Source organism: Agromyces sp. Marseille-Q5079 (genome assembly GCF_051016555.1).
GTDB lineage: Bacteria > Actinomycetota > Actinomycetes > Actinomycetales > Microbacteriaceae > Agromyces.
In genome coordinates this window covers 66958-88798 of the sequence record NZ_JBPEJF010000011.1, presented here as the reverse complement: position 1 = coordinate 88798, position 21841 = coordinate 66958, and the positions used below count along the sequence as shown (strand labels likewise).

Genomic DNA, 21841 nt, shown 5'->3' with positions numbered 1-21841 from the left:
GCGAGGGCGCCCGCCAGGATGATCGACCCGCCCAGGAGGACCTGGATGACGGCGAGCACCACGCGGAGCACCGGGCCGGCGATCGCGATCGCCGCGACGAGCGCGAGTCCGGCCAGTCCGAGGGCGGCCATCGCAGGCGACGCGACGCCGCCGCCGACGTCGATCGAGGCCGCGGCGCCCTGGGCCTCCTGGCCCACGAGGCGCAGTACGAACCACGTCTGGCTCCACGCGAGGAGCGCGAGTCCGGCGCCGAGCAGGCCCGTGAGGAGCGCGATCGACTTGAGGCGGCCCCCGCTCACTGGACCCTCCGCATCTCGTTGGCGATCGCCACGGCCCTGAGGGGTGCGGCGGCCTTGTTCTGGGACTCCTCGAACTCGGACTCTGCGACCGAGTCGGCGACGAGTCCCGCACCGGCCTGGACCCGGGCGATGCCGCCCGAGATCGTGGCCGTGCGGATCGCGATGGCGAGGTCGGCATCGCCGCCGAAGCCGAAGTAGCCCACGACGCCGCCGTAGACGCCCCGTTGCGCGGGTTCGAGCTCGTCGATGATCTCGAGGGCACGCGGCTTCGGCGCCCCCGAGAGGGTGCCCGCCGGGAACGTGGCCCGGAAGACGTCGACGGCGTTCGCCCCGTCGGACAGGTCGCCCTCGACCGAGGAGACGAGGTGCATGATGTGGCTGAAGCGCTCGACGCGCATGAACTCGGTCACCTCGACCGAGCCGGCGACGCACACCTTTGCGAGGTCGTTGCGTGCGAGGTCGACGAGCATGAGGTGCTCCGCCTGCTCCTTCGGGTCGGCGATGAGCGCCGCCTCGAAGTCGGCGTCGGCCTCGGGCGTGTCGCCCCTCGGCTTTGACCCGGCGATCGGATGCGTGAACACCCGGCCGTGCTGGACCTTCACGAGCGCCTCGGGCGAGGACCCGACGATGTGGAGCGGCTCGCCCGCGGCATCCGTCAGGTGCAGGAAGTACATGTACGGGCTCGGGTTGAGCGCACGGAGCACGCGGTACACGTCGACCGGATCGGCCGTCGCCTCCTGGTCGAACCGCTGCGACACGACCACCTGGAAGACGTCGCCCTCGCGGATGTACTCGCGCGAGCGCTCGACGGCCGCCAGGAAGTCCGACTTCTCGGTGCGATGCGTCGGCGAGGTCTCGACGCCGAGGTCGATGTCCGCGAGCCAGGCCTCGGCCGGTCGGGCGAGGTCGCGCTGCATGCGGTCGAGCCGCTCCTGCGCGCCGACCCACATCGCGTCGGGCTCGTCGACGTCGTCGTTCAGCACGGACGCCACGAGTTGCACGGTTCCGGTGCGATGGTCGATCACCACGAGCTCCGCGACGAAGCAGAACGCCTGGCCCGGGACGTCGAAGTCGGCCGGCGGACGGTTGGGCAGGTGCTCGATCTGCCGGATCGCCTCCCAGCCGATGAAGCCGACGAGGCCGCCCATGAGCGGCGCGGCGCCCGGCACGTCGTCGGACCGCCAGCGCTCGTAGAGCGCCTCGAGCGCCGCGAGCGGTTCGAGGGATGCCGCGTCGCCGAGCGCCCTGGCCTCGTCGAGGCCGTGATCGTGGTCGTGCCAGTGCACCCGTCCGTCGCGCTCCGTCAGCACGCCGTACGACCTGACGCCGACGAACGAGTACCTGGACCAGATGCCGCCCTGCTCGGCGGATTCGAGCAGGAACGTGCCCGGGCGGCCGTGCGCGAGCTTGCGGTAGATGCCGACGGGGGTCTCGCCGTCGGCGAAGAGCTCACGGACGACGGGGACGACGCGTCGACCCGGCAGCAGGGCCGTGAACTCGTCGAAGGTGGTGGTGGCGGGCACGCGCGCTCCTCGTCAGTCGGCGGGCGGGAAGCCCTGGACGACCTCGAGCGGGTCGCCCACGAAGCAGGTTCGCGTGCCGGTGTGGCAGGCGACGCCGATCTGCTCGACGGTCACGAGGAGGGTGTCGGCGTCGCAGTCGAGCGCGGCCTGCCGCACGTACTGCGCGTGACCCGACGTGTCGCCCTTGCGCCAGTACTCCTGCCGCGACCGCGACCAGAAGGTCACGCGCCCCTCGGTGAGCGTACGGCGCATGGCCTCGCGGTCCATCCAGCCGAGCATCAGCACCTCTCCGGTGCCCTCCTGCTGGATGACGGCGGGCAGCAGCCCGTCGGCGTTGAACGACGCCCGCGCGAGCGCCGCGTCGACGGCGGCGCTCATCGGACGATCCGTCCGTCGGCGGCCAGTGCGGCCTTCACTTCGGCGATGGTCATCTCCCCATTGTGGAACACGGATGCCGCGAGCACGGCGTCGGCGCCGGCGGCGATCGCCGGTGCGAAGTGCTCGACCAAGCCGGCGCCGCCGGATGCGATCACGGGCACGCTCGAGAGCTCGCGCATCAGGGCGGTGAGCTCGAGGTCGAACCCGCGCTTGGTGCCGTCGGCGTCGATCGAGTTCACGAGCAGCTCCCCCGCGCCGAGCTCGATCGCCCGGGCGGCCCACTCGAGCGCGTCGAGGTCGGTCTCGGTGCGGCCGCCGTGCGTGGTCACCACGAACCCCGACGGCGTGCGCCCGGAGCGCTTGACGTCGAGCGAGAGCACGAGCACCTGGGCCCCGAACCGATCGGCGATCTCGCCGATGAGCGCCGGGCGCGCGATGGCGGCGCTGTTCACGCCGACCTTGTCGGCGCCGTGGCCGAGCAGGCGCGAGACGTCCTCGTTCGAGCGGACGCCGCCGCCCACCGTGAGCGGGATGAACACCTGCTCGGCGACGCGCTGGACCATCTCGTAGGTGGTCGAGCGGTCGTCGACCGTGGCGGTGACGTCGAGGAAGGTCAGCTCGTCGGCCCCCTGCTCGCCGTAACGGGCGGCGAGTTCGACCGGGTCGCCGGCATCCCTCAGGTTCTCGAAGTTGACGCCCTTGACGACGCGCCCGGAGGCCACGTCGAGGCACGGGATGACGCGGATCGCGACAGTCATCGCGGCCTACAACCGTGCGGCGTGGATCGCGCTCACGAGGATCGCGCGAGCGCCGATCGAATACAGCTGGTCCATGACCTGGTTCATGTCGACGCGCGGGATCATCACGCGCACGGCGACCCACTCGGGATCGTGGAGCGGAGAGACGGTCGGCGACTCGAATCCGGGTGCCGCCGCGGTCGCCGCCTCGAGGTGCGCGACCGGGACGTCGTAGTCGAGGAGCACGTACCGACGTGCGACGAGGACGCCCTGCAACCGCCGCACGAGCGTCGCCGTGCCGGGTTGCTCGGTCGGCGAACTCACCAGGACCGCGCTGGACTCGAGGATGACGGGCCCGAAGATCGACAGGCCGGCCTTCCGGAGCGTGGTGCCGGTCTCGACGACATCGGCGATCGCATCGGCGACGCCCAGCCGGACCGCCGATTCGACCGCGCCGTCGAGGGGAACGAGCGTGGCATCGACGCCGGCGTCGGCGAGGAACTTGCCGACGAGACCGGCATAGCTCGTCGCCACCCGCACGCCCTGGAGGTCGGACAGGTCGCGGAACCGATCGGCGTGACCGGCGAAGCGGAAGGTCGATCGCGCGAACTCGAGTTCGGCCGTCTCGGTCGCGACCGAGCCGGAGTCGATCAGGAGGTCGCGCCCGGTGATGCCGACGTCGAGCGCGCCGGAACCGACGTACGTCGCGATGTCACGCGGCCGCAGATAGAAGAACTCGACGCCGTTGCGGGCGTCGACGACGTGGAGCTCCTTCGTGTCGCGACGGCCGGTGTAGCCCGCCTCGGCGAGCATCTCGGCGGCGGTCTCGGAGAGCGAGCCCTTGTTGGGCACAGCGATGCGCAGGAGCACGGATGAATCGGTCATGAGGTGCTTTCGTTCGGAACGAGCAATCGATGCGGAGGCGAACGTCAGAGATGTCGGTACACGTCGGCGGGCGCGAGCCCCTTCGCGATCATCAGCACCTGCAGGTGGTAGAGCAGCTGCGAGATCTCCTCGGCAGCCTCGTCGTCGGTCTGGTACTCGGCGGCCATCCACACCTCGGCCGCCTCCTCGACGATCTTCTTCCCGATGGCGTGCACGCCGGCATCGAGCTCGCGCACGGTGCCGGAACCCTCGGGGCGGGTGCGGGCCTTGTCGCTGAGCTCGACGAAGAGTTCGTCGAATGTCTTCACGACTTCAGACTACCGGTGCCGTGCGCGCCCTCGTGGCGGTGCGAGGCCGCGAGGTCACGCAGCGCCGCAATCCGCTCGGCGGGGACCTCGGCACCGAACACCGCGGAGCCGGCCACGAACGTGTCTGCACCGGCCTCGGCGGCGATGCCGATGGTGTCGAGCGAGACGCCGCCGTCGACCTGCAACCAGACGTCGAGTCCGGCCGCACGCACCGCGTCGGACACCCGGCGCAGCTTCGGCATCGTCTCGTGCATGAAGGACTGGCCGCCGAACCCGGGCTCGACCGTCATGATCAGCACCTGATCGAACTCCGCGAGCAGGTCGAGGTACGGCGCGGCATCCGTGCCGGGCTTCAGGGCGATGCCCGCCCGGGCGCCGATCGAGCGGAGCCGACGGGCCAACCCCACCGGGTCGTCGGTCGCCTCGGCGTGGAACGTGACGGAGTACGCGCCGAGCTCGGCGTAGCCGGGAGCCCAGCGATCGACGTCGGAGATCATGAGGTGCACGTCGAGCGGGATGGGGCTCACGTCCTGGATGCGCCCGACCATCTGCGGTCCGAAGGTCAGGTTCGGCACGAAGTGGTTGTCCATGACGTCGACGTGCACGAGGTCGGCGGCCGCGATGCGCGCGAGCTCGGACTCGAGGTTCACGAAGTCGGCAGCGAGGATGCTCGGGTTGATCCGCGTCGTCATGCTGCCACCCTACCGAGCCGTCGCATCGCCGGCGGCCGGAGCTCCGGATGCCGCGACGCGGCGCACGAGCGCGATGAACATCGCGTCGGTGCCGTGGCGGTGGGGCCAGAGCTGCACCGTCGCGGCATCCGGACCGAGGTCGAGCGGATGCCGCGACACGGACTGCACCACCGCGGCCGTGTCGAGCCGCTCGGCGTCCGAACCCCAGCGAGCCAGCGCCGCACCCAAGGACCCGTGGGTCTCCGCCGTGTGCGGGGAGCAGGTCACGTAGGCGAGGATGCCGCCGGGGGCGAGCGCCGCGAAGGCCGAGTCGAGGAGCTCGCCCTGCAGGAGCGTGAGCTCGGCGACGTCTTCAGGGCGCTTGCGCCAGCGCGCCTCGGGCCGACGCCGGAGCGCCCCGAGTCCGGTGCAGGGCGCGTCGAGCAGGATCCGATCGAACCCGTCGAGCGCTCCGAACGCCGCCGCGTCGAGCGCGCGGCCGTCGCCGACCTGCACGTCGACCTCGAGGGGCACGCCCGCGATCGCCGAACGCACGAGGTCGGCGCGGACCGGGACCACCTCGTTGGCGGCGAGGAGGGCCCCGCCGGCGAGGGCCTCGGCCGCGAGCACCGCCGTCTTTCCGCCCGGGCCCGAGCAGAGATCGAGCCACCGCTCGCCCGGTCGCACCGGCGTCGCGCGGCTCAGGGCGAGCGCGGCGAGCTGGGAGCCTTCGTCCTGCACGCGGATGCGACCGCCCGCGGCCTCGACGACGGCGATCGGATGCTCCGCCGTGCCGCCGATCGGCGAGTACCGGTCGGGAGCGAACCCCTCGATGCCGGCGAGTTCGTCGACCCCGTCGCCGATGCCGGGCAGCACCGCGAGATTGACCCGCGGAGACGAGTTGTCGGCCTGCAGCAGCGCCTCGAGCTCGTCGGCGCGGCCCTCGCGGGCGAGCGCCGCACGCAGCGCCCGCACCACCCACATCGGATGGCTCTCGAGGCGGGCCAGGCGCTCGTCGTCGCTCGAGGCGCCCTCGGCCACGAGCTCGCGCCAGGCTTCGGCATCCGTGCGCGAGACCGTGCGCAGCACGGCGTTCACGAAACCGGATGCCTTCGGCGCGATGCGCCGAACGAGGTCGACCTGCTCGTTCACGGCGGCGTGGGTCGGCACCCGGGTCGCGAGCAGCTGGTGCACGCCGAGGCGCAGGACGTCGAGCACGGCCGGGTCGATCGCGTCGGCCGAACGGCCGGCCGCGATCTCGATCACGTGGTCGTAGTAGCCCAGACGCCGCAGCGTTCCGTACGTCAACTCGGTCGCCAATGCGGCATCCGCGGTGCTGAGCCGGGCCCGGCGGATGCGCGCCGGCAGCAGCAGGTTGGCGAAGGCCTCGTCGAGGCGGACCGCCTCGAGCACGTCGAAGGCGACCGTGCGAGCCGGTGAGACGCTCGGCGGCCGGTTCGTCGAAGGGCGACGGGGGCCGTCGCCGCTGCGCTGCGCGTTCATTCGGCCACCGCCCCGCTGCGGCCGGACCCGCGCCACCAGTCGGCCGCGGACATCGCCGTGCGACCCGCGGGCTGCACGCGCATCACCTCGACCGGGGCATCGGCCGTGCCGACGAGCACTTGTCGTCCGACCGCCGCGAACTCGCCGGGAACGAGCGATGGCGCGTCGGCGACATCGTGCGCGCTCGCGAGCTCGAGGAGCTTCAGGCGCGCGCCGTCGAGCGTCGTCCACGCGCCGGGCTCGGGCGTCACGCCCCGGTACCGGGCGAGCACCCGCCGTGCCGGCGCCGACCAGTCGAGACGGGCGTCGTCGATGCCGAGCTTCGGGGCGAAGGAGGACTCCCCTCGCTGCGGCACCGACCGCGCCGAGCCGTCGGCGATGCCGTCGACCACCTCCGCGAGCAGCGCTCCCCCGCTGACCGCGAGTTCGGCGAGCAGGCTGCCGGCCGTGTCGTCGGCACGGATCGGGTGCACGAGTTCGCCGAGGACGTCGCCGGCATCGAGCTCGGGCACGAGCCGGAACACGGCCGCCCCCGTCTCGGGCTCGTCGTTGATGAGTGCGTGCTGCACCGGCGCCGCGCCGCGCCAGGCCGGCAGCAGCGAGAAGTGCAGGTTGATCCAGCCGTGCACGGGCGACGACAGGAGCGGCTCCCGCACCAGGCCGCCGTATGCGACGATGACGCCCAGATCGGGTTCGGATGCCGCGATCCGGGACGTGACCTCGTCATCGAGCCTCGCCGCCTCGATCACCTCGAGTCCGAGGCGCTCGGCCGCCTGCGCGACCGGCGACGGCGTCAGCACCCGCTTCCGACCGAGCGGAGCGGACGGACGGGTGACCACGGCGACGATCTCGTGGCCGCTCCCGGCGAGTCGTTCGAGCGAGGGAACTGCGGCGGCCGGCGTACCGGCGAACACGAGACGGAGCTTCTGCACACTCCATTGTCGCCGACGACGGTGCGCACGGAACGTCGGCCGCCGTCACCCGCGCATCGCGACACGTCCCATCGGGGCTCACGGCACGTCGGCGTCAGTGCACATCGGTGTCAGGGCACGTCGGGGTCGTCGAACCGGACCCGGAGCGTCGCGGGTCGGCGCACCGGGCGGCCGGCGACGGGGCGACGCCGCTCCGTGGCCACGCGGATCATCTCGGAACGCAGCTCGCGAGCGACCCGCGCGCCCGCCGCGTAGTCGAAGCGCACGAGCGCCCGCGAGAGCGCGTCGTCGACCGGCGTGGGTCCGAGGACGTCGACGCCCTCGAGTGTCGTCGCCGCGGCGACGGCCGCGGCGACGTTCGCGGCGGAGGCCGTCACGCTCGCGACGCGGACCGCCGGCGGAAACCGCAGTGCCCGCCTGGATGCGAGCTCGGCCGACGCCCAGTCGCCCTGCCGCCACGTCGTGAGGGCCGTCGCCAAGGCCCCGCCCACCCCCACCAGGAACACGGGTGAGCCGGGCGCGACCAGGGCGGCGGCGTTGGACCACCAGCGCAGGCAGTCCTCGGCGACGCGGAGCGATTCGCGCAGCAGCATCCGCTCGCCGTCGAGCAGCAGCACAGCTCGGTACCCCCCGTCGGCGATCGGCTCCGCACCACGCGTGGCCACCACCAGCGCGGGCTCGGCCCCGACGCGCAGCACCGGCTTCTCGCCGTCGGAGAGCACCACCCGGGTGTTGGGGAAGGCCCGCCCGAGCTCGTCAGCCGTGCGGCTGGCGCCGATGGTCACCGCACGCAACCGCGTGCCCTCGCACGTGGGGCACGCCCAGCCGTTGGCGCTCTGGCCGCACAGCACGCATCGGGCGGCGCCGCCCTCGCGTGGGATCGCCAGTCCCCCGCCGCAGGCGGTGCAACGCGCCGGCTCCCGGCACCGATCGCAAGCGAGGAGGGGCGTGTTGCCCGGGCGCGCGACCTGCACGAGGACCGGCCCCTGCCGAGCCGCCTCCTGCGCCTGCCGCCATGCCGCCGACGGGATTCGGGCGGAGCCCGGCTCCTGGGAGGCCTGGTTCTCGGTCGGGATGACCCGCGGTCGCGCGTGCCGGGCGCCGGGAACCTCCTTCACCCAGCCGATCTCCACGAGCCTCGCCAGTTCGACGCTCGGCGAATGGGCGAGGAACAGCAGCGCCGCACCGGACTGCTCCTGCCGGATGAGGGCCGCGTCCCGCGGATGCACGCCGGGGGCGAGCTGCTCGGTCATCAGGGTGTCGCCGTCGTCCCACATGCCGATGAGGCCGAGCCTCGGCGCCGGCGCGTAGACGGTGGACCGGTTGCCGATGAGCACTCGGGCCGCGTCGCCGGTCGCGTCGAGGAAGGACCGGAACCGCGCTCCACCGCTCTGCCTGGCATCGGTGCGGAGGATGCGACGCGGATCGACGACCGCCTCGAGCGCGGCCTGCAGCTGCTCCTGGTCGCGGTAGTCGGGCACGATCAGCAGGCTCGACCGCTCGTCGGCGAGCACGTGCGCCGCGGCCTGCGCGAGGGTGAGCGCCCAGGCTCCCACCCACGCGCCGCTCGGGAGCCGAACCGGTCGCGGGTCGGCGGCGAACGCCATGCGCTCGCCCGATCGGAGGCCGTCCTCGATGCGACCCTCGGGCGCCCCGTGCACCGGGGCCGGAGCGGCCGGGACCGGTCCGGGGTCGGGCTCGGCCGCCGACCAGGCGCGCTCCACCCGCACGTAGCGCGACGGCACGGCGAGTCGGAGCACGTCGCTCGCGTTGCCCGCCGCACGATCCGCGGCCGCGCGCGCGAGCGCCCACACCTCGGGCATGAGCAGGGGCACCTCCGACACGACGTCTTCGAGATCGCTCAGGCGCCCCTCGAACGCGCTCGTGTCGACGAGCTCGACGAGCCAGCCGTTGGCGATGCGGCCGCCCGAACGCAGCGGCACGCGCACCCGGACACCGGGGATCGCCGTGTCGCGCAGGCGCTCGGGAACGCGGTAGTCGAAGAGCTGATCGAGTTGCGGGAGGGGCGAGTCGACGAGCACCCTGGCGACGGGGCCGCCCGTCACGTCAGAGTCCGGCGGCGGCGCGCAGGTCGTCGACGCGGTCGAGCCGCTCCCAGGTGAAGTCGGGAAGCTCACGGCCGAAGTGCCCGTACGCCGCCGTCTGCGCGTAGATCGGACGCAGCAGGTCGAGGTCGCGGATGATCGCTGCGGGGCGGAGGTCGAACACCTCGCGGACCGCCGCGATGAGGCGGTCCTCGGGCACGTGGGCGGTGCCGAAGGTCTCGACGTAGAGTCCGACGGGCGCCGCCTTGCCGATGGCGTAGGCGACCTGCACCTCGAGTCGGTCGGCGAGCCCGGCGGCGACCGCGTTCTTCGCGACCCAGCGCATCGCGTACGCCGCCGAACGGTCGACCTTCGAGGGGTCCTTGCCGCTGAATGCGCCGCCGCCGTGCCGGCTCGCACCGCCGTACGTGTCGATGATGATCTTGCGGCCCGTGAGGCCGGCGTCGCCCTGCGGACCGCCGATCTCGAAGCGTCCGGTGGGGTTGATCAGGACCGCGAGCTCGGGTCGGGCGAGCTCGACCTGATCGAGCACCGGCGTGATCACGAGCTCCTCGACCTCGGCGCGGAGCTGCTCGGTCGAGACCTTCGGCGAATGCTGCGTCGAGAGCACGACCGTCTCGATCGTGCGCGGAACCTGGCCCTCGTAGCCGATGGTGACCTGGGTCTTGCCGTCGGGACGCAGGTAGTCGAGCTCTCCGGCCTTGCGCACCTCGGTCAGGCGCTCCGCGAGGCGATGGGCGATCCAGATCGGAACCGGCATCAGCTGCGGGGTCTCACGGGTCGCGTAGCCGAACATGATGCCCTGGTCGCCGGCACCCTGTTTGTCGAGCGCGTCCTCGCTGGAACGCTCCCTCGATTCGAACGCGTCGTCGACGCCCTGCGCGATGTCGGGCGACTGGCCGCCGATCGACACGGAGACGCCGCACGAGCGGCCGTCGAACCACACATCGGACGAGTCGTAGCCGATGGAGGTCACGCGTTCGCGCACGATGGCCGGGATCTCGACGTAGCCGGAGGTGCTGACCTCGCCGGCGACGTGCACGAGGCCCGTGGTGACGAGCGTCTCGACGGCGACGCGACTCTTCGGGTCCACGCGCAGCAGGGCATCGAGGATCGAGTCCGAGATCTGGTCGCAGATCTTGTCGGGGTGGCCCTCGGTGACCGATTCGGAGGTGAAGAGTCGGAGCTGGCTCATGGGCGCGGTCTTCTTTCGTCAGGAGCGAGAGCGGATTCGGACGCGCACCGCTAGGCGGTGGTCACCGGATCCGACGCGCTCAGCGTATCGGGCGCGTCGCCCTGATCGCCGATCAGATGACGTGTCACGACATCGAGGATGTCGTCTGCCACCGACATCTTGCTCCCGGCGCTGCGGCCGAGCGTCGCGCCGCCGGCGCCCAGGATCACGACGCGGTTCTCGTCGCCGGCGAACCCCTCGGTCCAGCCGACGCGGTTGACCACGAGCAGGTCGGCGCCCTTCGCCTCGAGCTTCGCGGCACCGAGGGCGATGAGGCGGTCGTCGTCGGGCTCGGTCTCGGCCGCGAACCCGACGAGCAGGGTGCCCTCGTGCGGCGCGTGCCCGAGCTCGGCGAGGATGTCGGGGTTGCGGACGAGCTCGAGCGTGAGTCCGTCGTCGCCGGGCTGCTTCTTGATCTTGGACTCGCTCACCGAGGCGGGCCGGTAGTCGGCGACCGCCGCGGCCATGATCACGACATCGGCGGCGCGGGCCTCCTCGATCACGGCGGCCTGCAGCTCGGCGGCCGTCGAGACCGGGCGGATGCCGCATCCGACGGGATCGACGACCTCGAGGTTCGCGGCGATCAGGGTGACGTCGGCGCCGCGGGCCCTCGCGGCCTCGGCGAGGGCGACGCCCTGCTTGCCGCTGGAGCGGTTGCCGAGGAACCGCACCGGATCGAGCGGCTCGCGCGTGCCGCCGGCGGTCACGACGATGCGACGACCCGCGAGGTCGCGCCGGGCGGATGCCGCGACGCGGCGCAGGGCCGCCTCGACGATCACGTCGGGCTCGGCCATGCGCCCGGGTCCGCTGTCGGCGCCGGTGAGTTGGCCGACCGCGGGTCCGACGATCGTCACGCCGCGTTGGCGGAGCGTGTCGACGTTCGCGCGCGTCGCCGCGTTGGACCACATCTCGGTGTGCATCGCCGGGGCGATGACCACCGGCGCCTCGCTGGCGAGCACGGTGTTGCCGAGCAGGTCGTCGGCGAGGCCGTTCGCGAGCTTCGCGATGGAGTTGGCCGTGGCCGGCGCGATCACGATGAGGTCGGCCGCCTGGCCGATCGCCACGTGTCGCACCTCAGCCACGCCCTCGTAGAGGTCGGTGTGCACGGGGTTGCGGGAGATCGCCTCGAGCGTCGGCCGGCCGACGAAGCGCAGTGCACCCTCGGTCGGGACGACGTGGACGTCATGCCCCGCGAGCACGAGGGCGCGGACGACGCCGACGGCCTTGTACGCCGCGATGCCGCCGGTGATGCCGACGACGATGTTGAGCGGCGACATCCGTGCGTGCTTACTCGCCGAGGGGGCGGAGCACCAGCTTGTCTTCGTTGATCTCGTGCATCGCCACCGAGAGCGGCTTGTCGTCGATCGAGGAGTCGACCAGCGGACCCACGTTGTCGAAGAGGCTTCCCTCGTGGAGGTCGGCGTAGTAGTCGTTGATCTGACGCGCACGCTTGGAGGCGAAGATCACGAGCTGGTACTTCGAGTCGACCTTCGAGAGCAGGTCGTCGATGGGCGGGTCGATGATGCCGGACAGCTTCTCAGCCATGAAGAACTCCTTCGAAACGAACGGTCGCACCTGGCGTGCGCCGTGAAATCTGTGCCCGGGCAGCTCAACGCCGCCCTGAACGGGGCCTCATCAAGTCTACGACCTTTTGCGCGGCCTCGGGCACGTCGTGGTTGACGACCTGGTGGTCGAACTCGTCGACGGCCGCCAGTTCGACCTTGGCGGTCTCGAGCCGGCGCTGCTGCTCCGCGGGACTCTCGGTGCCGCGACCCACGAGCCGTCGCACCAGTTCGTCCCAGGTCGGCGGCAGCAGGAAGACGAGCGTGGCCTCGGGCATCGCCCGGCGCACGGAGCGCGCGCCCTGGATGTCGATCTCGAGCAGGACGCTGTCGCCCGCGGCGATCGCCTCCTCGACGGGACCCCTCGGGGTGCCGTACCGGTACGCGTTGTGCACCGTCGCCCATTCGAGCAGCTGGCCCTCCTCGACGAGGCGATCGAACTCGGCGTCGTCGACGAAGAAGTAGCTCTCCCCCTCGACCTCGCCCGGACGCGGCGCCCGGGTGGTCGCCGACACGGAGAGCCGGACGTCGGGATGATGGCGCCGGATGTACGAGGCGACCGTGCCCTTGCCGACCGCGGTCGGGCCCGCCAGCACGACGAGCCGGTCGCCGGTGCCGCCGTGCGACGCGATCCAGCCCGCGACGAACTCGCGGAGCCGGCGGCGCTGGAGACGGCCGAGACCGCCGAGCCGCTTCGCGCTGGAGATCTCGAGGTCCTCGAGGATGCGGGCGCTCTTCGTCACGCCGATGGCCGGGATCGAGGTCAGGTACTCCGTCACCCGCAGGCGACCCTCGGGCGACTCGGCGTCCTCGAACGCGACCCGGAGCACGTCGAGCGGACTCCGCTCGCCCGCCGCGATGGCGGCCTTCACGGCGGCACGAGCCCGGCGCGCGGCGACCGCCGCGCGCGAGGCGGCCACGCGATCGACCTCCGGCGGCGTGGACCTGGTCATCGCGTCAGGCACCCGCTGCTCCGTACTGGTCGGCCCGGCGCGCGATCGCGTCGCCGATGCCGTCGGGTCCGGCCGACAGCAGCGACCGGGACTCGTTGGCGATGACCCCGGAGGCGTAGCCGCCGAAGCGCACGCGGAGGTCGGCGGGCTCGGCGCCCTGATGACCGAAGCCCGGCGCAAGCACCGGCAGCCCGGGCCGCGGCGGCTCGACGTCGGTCGGGATGCCCGCGGCCGCGAGGTCGGTCGTGGCGCCGAAGACGACGCCGATGGAGCCGAGCGCGTGGCTCGCGGCATCCGCGCGGCCCTGGTTCCAGCTCACGACGCCCTGCGTGATCGCGCCCGCGACCGTGTGACCGGCTCGGCTCGACTGCTGCAGGACGGCACGCTGGATCGCGCAGGCCTCGGGGTTCGAGGTCGCGGCGAGCACGAACAGGCCCTTGCCTGCGGCCTCGGCGGCGACCATGACCTGCTCGATCGAACCGAGCCCCTGGTAGGCGCTGATCGTCATCGCGTCGGCCTCGAGGCTGGAGCCGCGACGCAGCCACGCCTCGCCGTACGCCTCGACGGTCGAGCCGATGTCGCCGCGCTTCACGTCGGCGATGACCAGCATGCCCGCGTCGCGCGCCTCGGCGAGCAGGCGCTCGAGCACGGCGTATCCGGCCGCGCCGTGGCGCTCGAAGAACGCGATCTGCGGCTTCAGGATGCCGACCCGGTCGGCCGCCGCCTCGATGACGCGCAGGCCGAACTCGCGCAGGCCCTCGGCGGAGTCGGGCTGGCCCCACTGGTCAAGGAGCGACGCGTGCGGGTCGAGGCCGACGCAGAGCCGCCCGTAGGCGGCGAAGACGGCGTCCAGCCGCTCGCCGAACGGGACCACGGTGCTCGCAGCGGTCATGCCGTGGCCCCACGGCGGATCGCGTACTCCTGGAGACTCGTCACCTCGAAGGGCTCGCCGCTCGCGTCGATCGACGCGACGGCCGCAGCCAGTTCGGCGATGGTCGTGAACAGCGGGATGTCGGAGGACACCGCCGCAGCCCGGATCTCGTAGCCGTCCGCGCGCGCGGACCGACCGCTCGGGGTGTTCACGACCAGGGCGACCTCGCCGCGGTGGATGAGCTCCACCACGGAGACGGCGTCCTCGGACGACTTGGCGCTGTACTTCGTCACCTGGCGGGCCGCGATGCCGTTGCGGCGGAGCACCTCGGCAGTGCCCTCGGTCGCGGCGATCTCGAAGCCGAGCTGGTGCAGGCGGAGGATCGGCAGGATGATCGCGCGCTTGTCGCCGTCGGCTACCGACACGAAGACGGTGCCGCTGGTCGGCATGCCGCCGTACGCGGCGAGCTGGCTCTTGGCGAACGCGCGCGGGAAGTCGCGGTCGATGCCCATGACCTCGCCGGTCGAGCGCATCTCGGGGCCGAGCACCGAGTCGACGATGAGGCCCTCCTTGGTGCGGAACCGGTGGAAGGGCAGCACGGCCTCCTTCACGGCGACCGGGGCGTCCAGCGGCACGCGCGAGCCGTCGGATGCCGGGAGCAGGCCCTCGGCGATGAGCTCGGCCACGGTCGCGCCGACCATGATGCGCGAGGCCGCCTTGGCCAGCGGGATGCCGAGCGCCTTGGAGACGAAGGGCACCGTGCGGCTGGCGCGCGGGTTCGCCTCGAGCACGTAGAGCACGCCGGCGCCGATCGCGAACTGCACGTTCAGCAGGCCCCGGACCCCGATGCCCTCGGCGATCGCACGCGTGGCGTCGCGCACGCGGTCGATCTCGGCACGGCCGAGCGTGACCGGCGGCAGGGTGCAGCTCGAGTCGCCGGAGTGGATGCCGGCCTCCTCGATGTGCTCCATCACGCCGCCGATGTAGAGGTCGGTGCCGTCGTAGAGGGCGTCGACGTCGATCTCGATCGCGTCGTCGAGGAAGCGGTCCACGAGCAGCGGATGCGTCGGCCCGACGATGCCCTGACCCTCGATGCGGGCGAAGTAGTCGGCGAGCGACGGCGAGTCGTAGACGATCTCCATGCCGCGGCCGCCGAGCACGTAGCTCGGGCGCACCAGCACCGGGTAGCCGATGCCCTCGGCGATCTGCACGGCGCCCGCGAGGTCGATCGCGGTGCCGTTGCGGGGGGCGAGCAGGCCCGCGTTGTCGAGGATCCCGGAGAACAGACCGCGCTCCTCGGCGAGGTCGATCGCATCGGGGGTCGTGCCGAGGATCGGGACGCCGGCCGCCTCGAGGCCCTTGGCGAGCCCCAGGGCGGTCTGGCCGCCCAGCTGCACGACGACGCCGACGAGCTCGCCGGACTGCGATTCGGCATGGATGACCTCGAGCACGTCCTCGAGCGTCAGCGGCTCGAAGTAGAGCCGGTCGCTCGTGTCGTAGTCGGTCGAGACCGTCTCGGGGTTGCAGTTGATCATGATCGTCTCGAACCCGGCTGCCGAGAGCGCGAACGACGCGTGCACGCACGAGTAGTCGAACTCGACGCCCTGGCCGATTCGGTTCGGGCCGGACCCGAGGATGACGACCTTGCGACGATCGGAGGGTGCGACCTCGGTCTCGAAGTCGTAGCTCGAGTAGTGGTACGGCGTGAGCGCCGGGAACTCCCCCGCGCACGTGTCGACGGTCTTGAACACCGGGCGGATGCCGAGGATGTGGCGCACCTCGCGGGCGTCGGCCTCGCCGAAGCCCCGGAGCTGGCCGATCTGCGCGTCGGAGAAGCCGTGGTCCTTGGCGAGCAGGAGGAGGTCGGTGTCGAGGTTCTCGGCGGCGGCGACCTGCTCGGCGACCTCGTTGATGAGCACGATCTGGTCGAGGAACCAGGGGTCGATCTTCGTGGCGTCGAACGCCTGCTCGATCGACGCGCCCTTGCGCAGCGCCTGCTGCACGAGCACGATGCGGCCGTCGGTCGGGGTGCGCGAGGTCTCGAGCAGCTCGTCGACGCTGCGCGGCTCCTCGCCCCAGTGGAAGGAGGATCCGCGCTTCTCGAGCGAGCGGAGGGCCTTCTGCAGCGCAGTCGCGTAGTTGCGGCCGATCGCCATGGCCTCGCCGACCGACTTCATGGTCGTCGTGAGGGTCGGGTCGGCGGCCGGGAACTTCTCGAACGCGAACCGGGGCACCTTGACCACGACGTAGTCGAGCGTCGGCTCGAAGCTCGCCGGCGTCACGCGCGTGATGTCGTTCGGGATCTCGTCGAGGCGGTAGCCGATGGCGAGCTTCGCGGCGATCTTCGCGATCGGGAAGCCCGTCGCCTTCGAGGCGAGGGCCGACGACCGGGAGACGCGCGGGTTCATCTCGATGACGATGACGCGGCCGTCGGCCGGGTCGATCGCGAACTGGATGTTGCACCCGCCGGTGTCCACGCCGACGGCGCGGATGATGTCGATGCCGATGTCGCGGAGGTGCTGATACTCGCGGTCCGTCAGCGTGAGCGCCGGCGCGACGGTGATCGAGTCGCCCGTGTGCACGCCGACCGGGTCGACGTTCTCGATCGAGCAGACGACGACCGTGTTGTCGGCCGTGTCGCGCATGAGCTCGAGCTCGTACTCCTTCCAGCCGAGGATCGACTCCTCGAGGAGCACCTCGGTCGTGGGCGAGTCGTGCAGGCCCTGCGTGACGATGCGCACCAGGTCTTCCTCGGTGTATGCGAAGCCCGAGCCGAGTCCGCCCATCGTGAACGACGGACGCACCACGAGCGGGTAGCCGAGGTCCTCGGCGAACGCCTTCGCCTCGTCGAGGGTCTTCGCCACGTGCGAACGCGCGACGCCGGCGCCGGCCTCGATCACGAGGTCCTTGAAGAGCTGGCGGTCTTCACCCTTGCGGATCGCCTCGACCTTCGCGCCGATGAGCTCGACGCCGTGCTTCTGCAGGATGCCGGCGTCGTGCAGCGCGATCGCCGCGTTCAGCGCCGTCTGGCCGCCGAGCGTCGGCAGCACCGCGTCGGGGCGCTCCTTGATGATGATCGACTCGATGATCTCGGGCGTGATCGGCTCGATGTAGGTCGCATCCGCGAAGTCGGGGTCGGTCATGATCGTGGCCGGGTTCGGGTTCACGAGGATGACGCGCACCCCCTCTGCACGGAGGACCCGGCACGCCTGGGTGCCCGAGTAGTCGAACTCCGCGGCCTGTCCGATGACGATCGGACCGGATCCGATGACGAGGACGCTGTTGATATCGTCGCGCTTGGGCATCAGGCCTGGTTCTCCTTGCTCGCGATGACCATGTCGCGGAACCGGTCGAAGAGGTAGTTGGCGTCGTGCGGGCCGGCCGCGGACTCCGGGTGGTACTGCACCGAGAAGGCGGGGATGTCGAGGCAGTTCAGGCCCTCGACGACGTTGTCGTTGAGGTCGACGTGGCTGACCTCGACGCGGCCGAAGCCCTGGCTCGACTCGCTGACGCGGTCGATCGGCGCGTCGACGGCGAAGCCGTGGTTGTGCGCCGTGATCTCGACGCGGCCCGTGGCCTTGTCGACGACGGGCTGGTTGATACCGCGGTGGCCGAAGGGCAGCTTGTACGTGCCGAACCCGAGGGCGCGGCCGAGCAGCTGGTTGCCGAAGCAGATGCCGAAGTAGGGAACCCCGGCGCGCAGGGCGCTCCGCAGGATCTCCACATGCCGATCGGATGCCGCGGGGTCGCCGGGCCCGTTCGAGAAGAACAGCGCATCCGGCCGATCTGCGAGCACCTCCTCGGCCGTGATCGACTGCGGCAGCACCTTGACGTCGAATCCGCGCTCGGCGAGGAAGTTCAGCGTCGACGTCTTGACGCCGAGGTCGAGCACGGCGACCGAGCCGACGCGCTCCCCCTTCGCGGCGAGCTCGTACGACTCGGTGGTGGACACGGAGTCGGAGAGGTTGCGCCCGCTCATCTCGGTCGTGCCGCGCACGAGCTCGAGCTGTTCGCCGTGCGTCAGCGCGGCGGCCTCACCCGAGAAGATGCCCGAGCGCATGGCCCCGGCCGAGCGCAGGTGACGCGTGAGGGCACGCGTGTCGATGCCGCTGATGCCGACGACGCCGGCCGCCTCGAGGTCGTCGTCGAGGCTCCGCTGCGAGCGGAAGTTCGACACGACGCGGGAGGGGTCGCGCACGATGAACCCGGCGACCCAGATGCGCGCCGACTCCATGTCCTCGTCGTTCATGCCCGTGTTGCCGATGTGCGGCGCGGTCATCATGACGATCTGCCCGGCGTACGACGGATCGGTCAGGGTCTCCTGGTAGCCGGTCATGCCGGTCGCGAAGACGGCCTCGCCGAGGGTGCGTCCACGGGCACCGTACGCGCGGCCCTCGAATCGGGTGCCGTCTTCGAGCACGAGCACGGCCGGCTCGTGCAGGCGGGTGGTGGTCTCAGTCATCCGAGGCCTCGCTCTCCTGATGGGGCTGCAGCACGGGTCGTGCCGCAGCGATGTCGTTGACGGCGGCGATGATTCGCGCCGAGTCGCCCGGATTCCGGGCTCTGAGGTAGCTGTCGACGTACGGCGCCACGCGCTCGGGCTCGGCGTCGTGGAGGTTCGCGATCCAGCTCAGCGCCACGAGGCCGCCGGGCTCGACGCCGCGATCGATGGCGTAGGTGGCCTCGCCCGCGGACACGAGCCGGTCGGCGGGGACGAACGAGGGCTGCTCGCCCGCGATGCGCAGCACGACGCCCTCGCCGAACACCTCGATGCGCCCGGCGCCGCGGAACGCGAGGCCTTCGACGGCGAGCCGCTCGAGGGGCGACCCGATGGGCGTGGTGGCCACGTAGAGCACCTCGGTCTCGAACACCGCCGTGCCGGCGAGGGTCGGGAGCGGGTATGCCGAGAGCTGCTCGTCGCGGACCACGCGACGACGCCACGAGCGGTAGGCCAGCCAGGCCAGGAGCCCGACGACGACGATCGCGACGACGGCGCCGATCCACTTATCCACGGGCACCTCCGGTGACGGCGGCCGCGCGTCGGGCGACCGCGTCGGCCGGCTGCACGACGCCGTCGAGCACCGTGGCGTACCCGGCGTGGAACGTCGAGACCACGCGGCCCGGCAGGGTGCGACCGAGGTAGGGCGAGTTGACGCTTCGCCCGGCCAGGCGATCGAGGCCGAACTCCGATGCCGCGGCCGGGTCGTAGAGCGTGAGCTCGGGCGCCGCCCCGGCGGCGATCGCCTCGCCCTGGCCGCGCAGGCGGCCGATGCGGGCGGGTGCCGACGAGAGCACACGGGCGACGTCGGCCCAGTCGAGCAGTCCGGTCTCGACGACCGAGGCGTGCACGACCGAGAGGGCGGACTCGAGCCCGACCATGCCGTTCGCCGCGGCATCCCACTCGCTCTGCTTGGCCTCGATCGGGTGCGGCGCGTGGTCGGTCGCGACGATGTCGATCGTGCCGTCGGCGAGGGCCGCACGCAGCGCCTCGACGTCTTCGGCCCGGCGCAGCGGCGGGTTGACCTTGTAGCGGGGGTCGTAGCTCGACACGAGGTCCTCGGTGAGCAGCAGGTGGTGCGGCGTGACCTCGGCCGTCACGTCGATGCCGCGGGCCTTCGCCCAGCGGATGACCTCGACGGAGCCCGCGGTCGACACGTGGCAGACGTGCAGGCGGCTGCCCACGTGCTCGGCCAGCAGCACGTCGCGGGCGATGATCGACTCCTCGGCGACGGCGGGCCAGCCCGCGAGGCCGAGTTCGCCGGACAGCGCGCCCTCGTTCATCTGCGCACCCTGGGTGAGGCGCGGCTCCTGCGCGTGCTGGGCGATCACGCCGTCGAACGCCTTGACGTACTCGAGTGCGCGGCGCATGAGGAGCGGGTCGAAGACGCAGAATCCGTCGTCGCTGAAGACGCGCACGTTCGCGCGGGACGTGGCCATGGCTCCGAGCTCGGCGAGCTGCTCGCCCCGGAGGCCGACCGTCACGGCGCCGATGGGCTGCACCGTGGCGTAGCCGGCCGCGAGTCCGAGGCTCGCCTCCTGCTCCACGACGCCCGCAGTGTCAGCCACCGGCGACGTGTTGGCCATCGCGAACACGGCGGTGAACCCGCCCGCGGCCGCGGCCTGCGTGCCGGTGAGCACCGTCTCGCTCTGCTCGTAGCCGGGCTCGCGCAGGTGCGTGTGCAGGTCGACGAGGCCGGGGAGCGCGATGAGGCCGTCGGCGTCGATCACCGTCGCGCCCGCGGCATCCGTGATGCGTCCGACCTCGGCGATGATGCCGCCGTCGAGTCGGATGTCGGCGCGCTCACCCGTGGGGAGCGTCGCACCGGTGATGAGGAACGACTCGCTCATCAGGCCTCACCTCGTTCGCCCGAGAGCAGAAGGTACAGGGCGGCCATTCTCACTGATACTCCGTTCGCGACCTGCTCCCTGACCGTGGACTGCGCTGAGTCCGCCGCGAGAGCGGAGATCTCCAGCCCTCGGTTCATCGGTCCGGGATGCATGACCATCGTAGTCGTGGGCAACTGGGAGAACCTGGCATCGTCCAGCCCCCAGGTTCGTGCGTATTCGCGGCTGTTCGGGAAGAACGCGCCGTGCATGCGCTCCGCCTGGATGCGGAGCATCATGACCACGTCGGGCTGCGTCGCGAGCGCCTCGTCGAGGTCGAAGACGATCGACGCCGGCCAGCCCGACGTGTCGACCGGGACGAGCGTGGGCGGCGCGACGAGGGTGACCTCGGCGCCGAGCGTCGAGAGGAGCCAGACGTTTGACCTGGCGACGCGCGAGTGCAGGATGTCGCCGACGATGACGACGCGCACGCCGTCGAGGCCCTTGCCGCGGCTGGCCGCGCCGTGCAGCCGGCTGCGCATGGTGAACGCGTCGAGCAACGCCTGGGTCGGGTGCTCGTGCGTGCCGTCGCCCGCGTTCACGACGCCCGCGTCGATCCAGCCGCTCGTCGCGAGCGTGTAGGGCGCGCCCGACGCCGGGTGCCGGATGACCACGCCGTCGGCGCCCATGGCCTGCAGGGTCTGCGCCGTGTCCTTCAGGCTCTCGCCCTTGGAGACGCTGGAGCCCTTCGCGCTGAAGTTGATGACGTCGGCCGAGAGGCGCTTCGCGGCGGCCTCGAACGAGATGCGGGTGCGCGTCGAGTCCTCGAAGAAGAGGTTCACGACGGTCTTGCCGCGCAGGGTCGGGAGCTTCTTCACCTCGCGATGCTGGACGGCGGCCATGTCCTCGGCGATGTCGAGCAGCGTGACGGCCTCGTCGCGCGTGAGCTCGCGGGTGCTGAGCAGGTGCCTCATTCGGCGCTCCCCTCGATGGAGACGTGGTCCTCGACGCCGTCGACCTCGGCGAGCCGCACGTTGATGCGCTCGCTCGCCGCGCTCGGCAGGTTCTTGCCGACGAAGTCCGCGCGGATCGGGAACTCCCGGTGCCCACGGTCGACGAGCACCGCGAGGCGCACCGCCCGTGCGCGACCCAGATCGCTCAGGGCGTCGAACGCCGATCGGATCGTGCGGCCCGAGTAGAGCACGTCGTCGACGAGCACGACGGTCTTGCCGTCGATGGACCCCGGGATCTCGGTCGGAGAGGGCATGCGGATGCCGCTGCGCGAGAGATCGTCGCGGTACATGGTCACGTCGAGCGATCCGGCGAGCTGGGCGGGCGCCGACGGCTCGATGCGCTGGATCACGGCTGCGATGCGCTTGGCGAGAACCGTGCCGCGCGTCGGGATGCCGAGGAGGAGGAGATGCTCTGCGCCGCGATTGGACTCGAGGATCTCGTGTGCGATTCGGGTCAGAGCCCGTTGTACGTCGGCTTGGGTGAGCACGGTGCGCGCCACGGAAGCGACTCCCTTCTCCGCCTCACGGGACGGTCTTCAAGGTTGCCAGTCCTTCGAGCCTATCAGGGCGACACGCGACGAG

21 protein-coding genes are annotated in these 21841 nt (G+C 71.7%); all 21 read right to left on the bottom strand.

Going from position 1 to position 21841, the window contains the following annotated elements:
• The coding region (locus ACR3IO_RS18760) for a Trp biosynthesis-associated membrane protein (RefSeq protein WP_434072741.1) at positions 1-299 on the bottom strand (299 nt) is incomplete at its 3' end.
• Positions 296-1822 carry an anthranilate synthase component I gene (locus ACR3IO_RS18755; protein WP_434072740.1) on the bottom strand — a complete coding sequence of 509 codons (1527 nt, stop codon included), beginning with the start codon at positions 1820-1822 and terminating at the stop codon, positions 296-298. The genes ACR3IO_RS18755 and ACR3IO_RS18760, both read right to left, overlap by 4 nt.
• A gap of 12 nt (positions 1823-1834) precedes the next feature.
• The gene (hisI, locus tag ACR3IO_RS18750; protein WP_434072739.1) at positions 1835-2200 is read right to left on the bottom strand and encodes a phosphoribosyl-AMP cyclohydrolase; all 366 of its coding nucleotides are present in this window, start codon (positions 2198-2200) and stop codon (positions 1835-1837) included.
• Complete coding sequence (gene hisF, locus ACR3IO_RS18745) at positions 2197-2958, bottom strand: imidazole glycerol phosphate synthase subunit HisF (RefSeq protein WP_434072738.1); 762 nt, start codon at positions 2956-2958, stop codon at positions 2197-2199. The genes hisI and hisF overlap by 4 nt, the downstream gene beginning before the upstream one ends.
• Positions 2959-2964: 6 nt before the next feature.
• The gene (gene hisG / locus ACR3IO_RS18740; RefSeq protein WP_434072737.1) at positions 2965-3822 is read right to left on the bottom strand and encodes an ATP phosphoribosyltransferase; all 858 of its coding nucleotides are present in this window, start codon (positions 3820-3822) and stop codon (positions 2965-2967) included.
• 44 nt (positions 3823-3866) lie between these two features.
• Complete coding sequence (locus tag ACR3IO_RS18735) at positions 3867-4130, bottom strand: phosphoribosyl-ATP diphosphatase (protein ID WP_434072736.1); 264 nt, start codon at positions 4128-4130, stop codon at positions 3867-3869.
• A complete protein-coding gene (rpe, locus tag ACR3IO_RS18730; RefSeq protein WP_434072735.1) occupies positions 4127-4822 on the bottom strand; it encodes a ribulose-phosphate 3-epimerase in 696 nt (231 codons plus the stop codon). The genes ACR3IO_RS18735 and rpe overlap by 4 nt, the downstream gene beginning before the upstream one ends.
• Positions 4823-4831: 9 nt before the next feature.
• A complete protein-coding gene (locus ACR3IO_RS18725; protein ID WP_434072734.1) occupies positions 4832-6304 on the bottom strand; it encodes an RsmB/NOP family class I SAM-dependent RNA methyltransferase in 1473 nt (490 codons plus the stop codon).
• Entirely contained in the window at positions 6301-7236 is a 936-nt protein-coding gene (gene fmt / locus ACR3IO_RS18720) for a methionyl-tRNA formyltransferase (protein ID WP_434072733.1), read from the bottom strand. The genes ACR3IO_RS18725 and fmt overlap by 4 nt, the downstream gene beginning before the upstream one ends.
• Positions 7237-7346: 110 nt before the next feature.
• Positions 7347-9302: a primosomal protein N' gene (locus tag ACR3IO_RS18715; RefSeq protein ID WP_434072732.1), complete on the bottom strand. Its 1956-nt coding sequence runs from the start codon at positions 9300-9302 to the stop codon at positions 7347-7349.
• A gap of 1 nt (position 9303) precedes the next feature.
• Positions 9304-10497 carry a methionine adenosyltransferase gene (gene metK / locus ACR3IO_RS18710; RefSeq protein WP_434072731.1) on the bottom strand — a complete coding sequence of 398 codons (1194 nt, stop codon included), beginning with the start codon at positions 10495-10497 and terminating at the stop codon, positions 9304-9306.
• Positions 10498-10547: 50 nt separating this feature from the next.
• Positions 10548-11813 carry a bifunctional phosphopantothenoylcysteine decarboxylase/phosphopantothenate--cysteine ligase CoaBC gene (gene coaBC / locus ACR3IO_RS18705; RefSeq protein WP_434072730.1) on the bottom strand — a complete coding sequence of 422 codons (1266 nt, stop codon included), beginning with the start codon at positions 11811-11813 and terminating at the stop codon, positions 10548-10550.
• Positions 11814-11823: 10 nt separating this feature from the next.
• Complete coding sequence (gene rpoZ, locus ACR3IO_RS18700) at positions 11824-12081, bottom strand: DNA-directed RNA polymerase subunit omega (protein ID WP_055857586.1); 258 nt, start codon at positions 12079-12081, stop codon at positions 11824-11826.
• A gap of 64 nt (positions 12082-12145) precedes the next feature.
• Positions 12146-13051 carry a guanylate kinase gene (gmk, locus tag ACR3IO_RS18695; RefSeq protein ID WP_434072729.1) on the bottom strand — a complete coding sequence of 302 codons (906 nt, stop codon included), beginning with the start codon at positions 13049-13051 and terminating at the stop codon, positions 12146-12148.
• Positions 13052-13055: 4 nt separating this feature from the next.
• Positions 13056-13943 carry an orotidine-5'-phosphate decarboxylase gene (gene pyrF / locus ACR3IO_RS18690; RefSeq protein WP_434072728.1) on the bottom strand — a complete coding sequence of 296 codons (888 nt, stop codon included), beginning with the start codon at positions 13941-13943 and terminating at the stop codon, positions 13056-13058.
• A complete protein-coding gene (gene carB / locus ACR3IO_RS18685; protein WP_434072727.1) occupies positions 13940-17227 on the bottom strand; it encodes a carbamoyl-phosphate synthase large subunit in 3288 nt (1095 codons plus the stop codon). Before carB ends, pyrF begins: the two co-directional genes overlap by 4 nt.
• Positions 17227-18384 carry a glutamine-hydrolyzing carbamoyl-phosphate synthase small subunit gene (gene carA / locus ACR3IO_RS18680; protein ID WP_434072726.1) on the bottom strand — a complete coding sequence of 386 codons (1158 nt, stop codon included), beginning with the start codon at positions 18382-18384 and terminating at the stop codon, positions 17227-17229. Before carA ends, carB begins: the two co-directional genes overlap by 1 nt.
• The gene (locus tag ACR3IO_RS18675; protein WP_434072725.1) at positions 18377-18934 is read right to left on the bottom strand and encodes a hypothetical protein; all 558 of its coding nucleotides are present in this window, start codon (positions 18932-18934) and stop codon (positions 18377-18379) included. Before ACR3IO_RS18675 ends, carA begins: the two co-directional genes overlap by 8 nt.
• A complete protein-coding gene (locus ACR3IO_RS18670; RefSeq protein WP_434072724.1) occupies positions 18927-20270 on the bottom strand; it encodes a dihydroorotase in 1344 nt (447 codons plus the stop codon). The genes ACR3IO_RS18675 and ACR3IO_RS18670 overlap by 8 nt, the downstream gene beginning before the upstream one ends.
• Positions 20270-21220 carry an aspartate carbamoyltransferase catalytic subunit gene (locus ACR3IO_RS18665; RefSeq protein ID WP_434072723.1) on the bottom strand — a complete coding sequence of 317 codons (951 nt, stop codon included), beginning with the start codon at positions 21218-21220 and terminating at the stop codon, positions 20270-20272. Before ACR3IO_RS18665 ends, ACR3IO_RS18670 begins: the two co-directional genes overlap by 1 nt.
• Complete coding sequence (gene pyrR, locus ACR3IO_RS18660) at positions 21217-21759, bottom strand: bifunctional pyr operon transcriptional regulator/uracil phosphoribosyltransferase PyrR (protein WP_434072722.1); 543 nt, start codon at positions 21757-21759, stop codon at positions 21217-21219. The genes ACR3IO_RS18665 and pyrR overlap by 4 nt, the downstream gene beginning before the upstream one ends.
• Positions 21760-21841: the final 82 nt, after the last annotated feature.

Bases quoted from the DNA above. Each gene is read 5' to 3' on its own strand.
- hisI (WP_434072739.1), bottom strand. From the start codon at position 2,200: ATGAGCGCCGCCGTCGACGCGGCGCTCGCGCGGGCGTCGTTCAACGCC.
- hisF (WP_434072738.1), bottom strand. From the start codon at position 2,958: ATGACTGTCGCGATCCGCGTCATCCCGTGCCTCGACGTGGCCTCCGGG.
- hisG (WP_434072737.1), bottom strand. From the start codon at position 3,822: ATGACCGATTCATCCGTGCTCCTGCGCATCGCTGTGCCCAACAAGGGC.
- rpe (WP_434072735.1), bottom strand. From the start codon at position 4,822: ATGACGACGCGGATCAACCCGAGCATCCTCGCTGCCGACTTCGTGAAC.
- ACR3IO_RS18725 (WP_434072734.1), bottom strand. From the start codon at position 6,304: ATGAACGCGCAGCGCAGCGGCGACGGCCCCCGTCGCCCTTCGACGAAC.
- metK (WP_434072731.1), bottom strand. From the start codon at position 10,497: ATGAGCCAGCTCCGACTCTTCACCTCCGAATCGGTCACCGAGGGCCAC.
- coaBC (WP_434072730.1), bottom strand. From the start codon at position 11,813: ATGTCGCCGCTCAACATCGTCGTCGGCATCACCGGCGGCATCGCGGCG.
- rpoZ (WP_055857586.1), bottom strand. From the start codon at position 12,081: ATGGCTGAGAAGCTGTCCGGCATCATCGACCCGCCCATCGACGACCTG.
- gmk (WP_434072729.1), bottom strand. From the start codon at position 13,051: ATGACCAGGTCCACGCCGCCGGAGGTCGATCGCGTGGCCGCCTCGCGC.
- pyrF (WP_434072728.1), bottom strand. From the start codon at position 13,943: ATGACCGCTGCGAGCACCGTGGTCCCGTTCGGCGAGCGGCTGGACGCC.
- carB (WP_434072727.1), bottom strand. From the start codon at position 17,227: ATGCCCAAGCGCGACGATATCAACAGCGTCCTCGTCATCGGATCCGGT.
- carA (WP_434072726.1), bottom strand. From the start codon at position 18,384: ATGACTGAGACCACCACCCGCCTGCACGAGCCGGCCGTGCTCGTGCTC.
- ACR3IO_RS18670 (WP_434072724.1), bottom strand. From the start codon at position 20,270: ATGAGCGAGTCGTTCCTCATCACCGGTGCGACGCTCCCCACGGGTGAG.
- ACR3IO_RS18665 (WP_434072723.1), bottom strand. From the start codon at position 21,220: ATGAGGCACCTGCTCAGCACCCGCGAGCTCACGCGCGACGAGGCCGTC.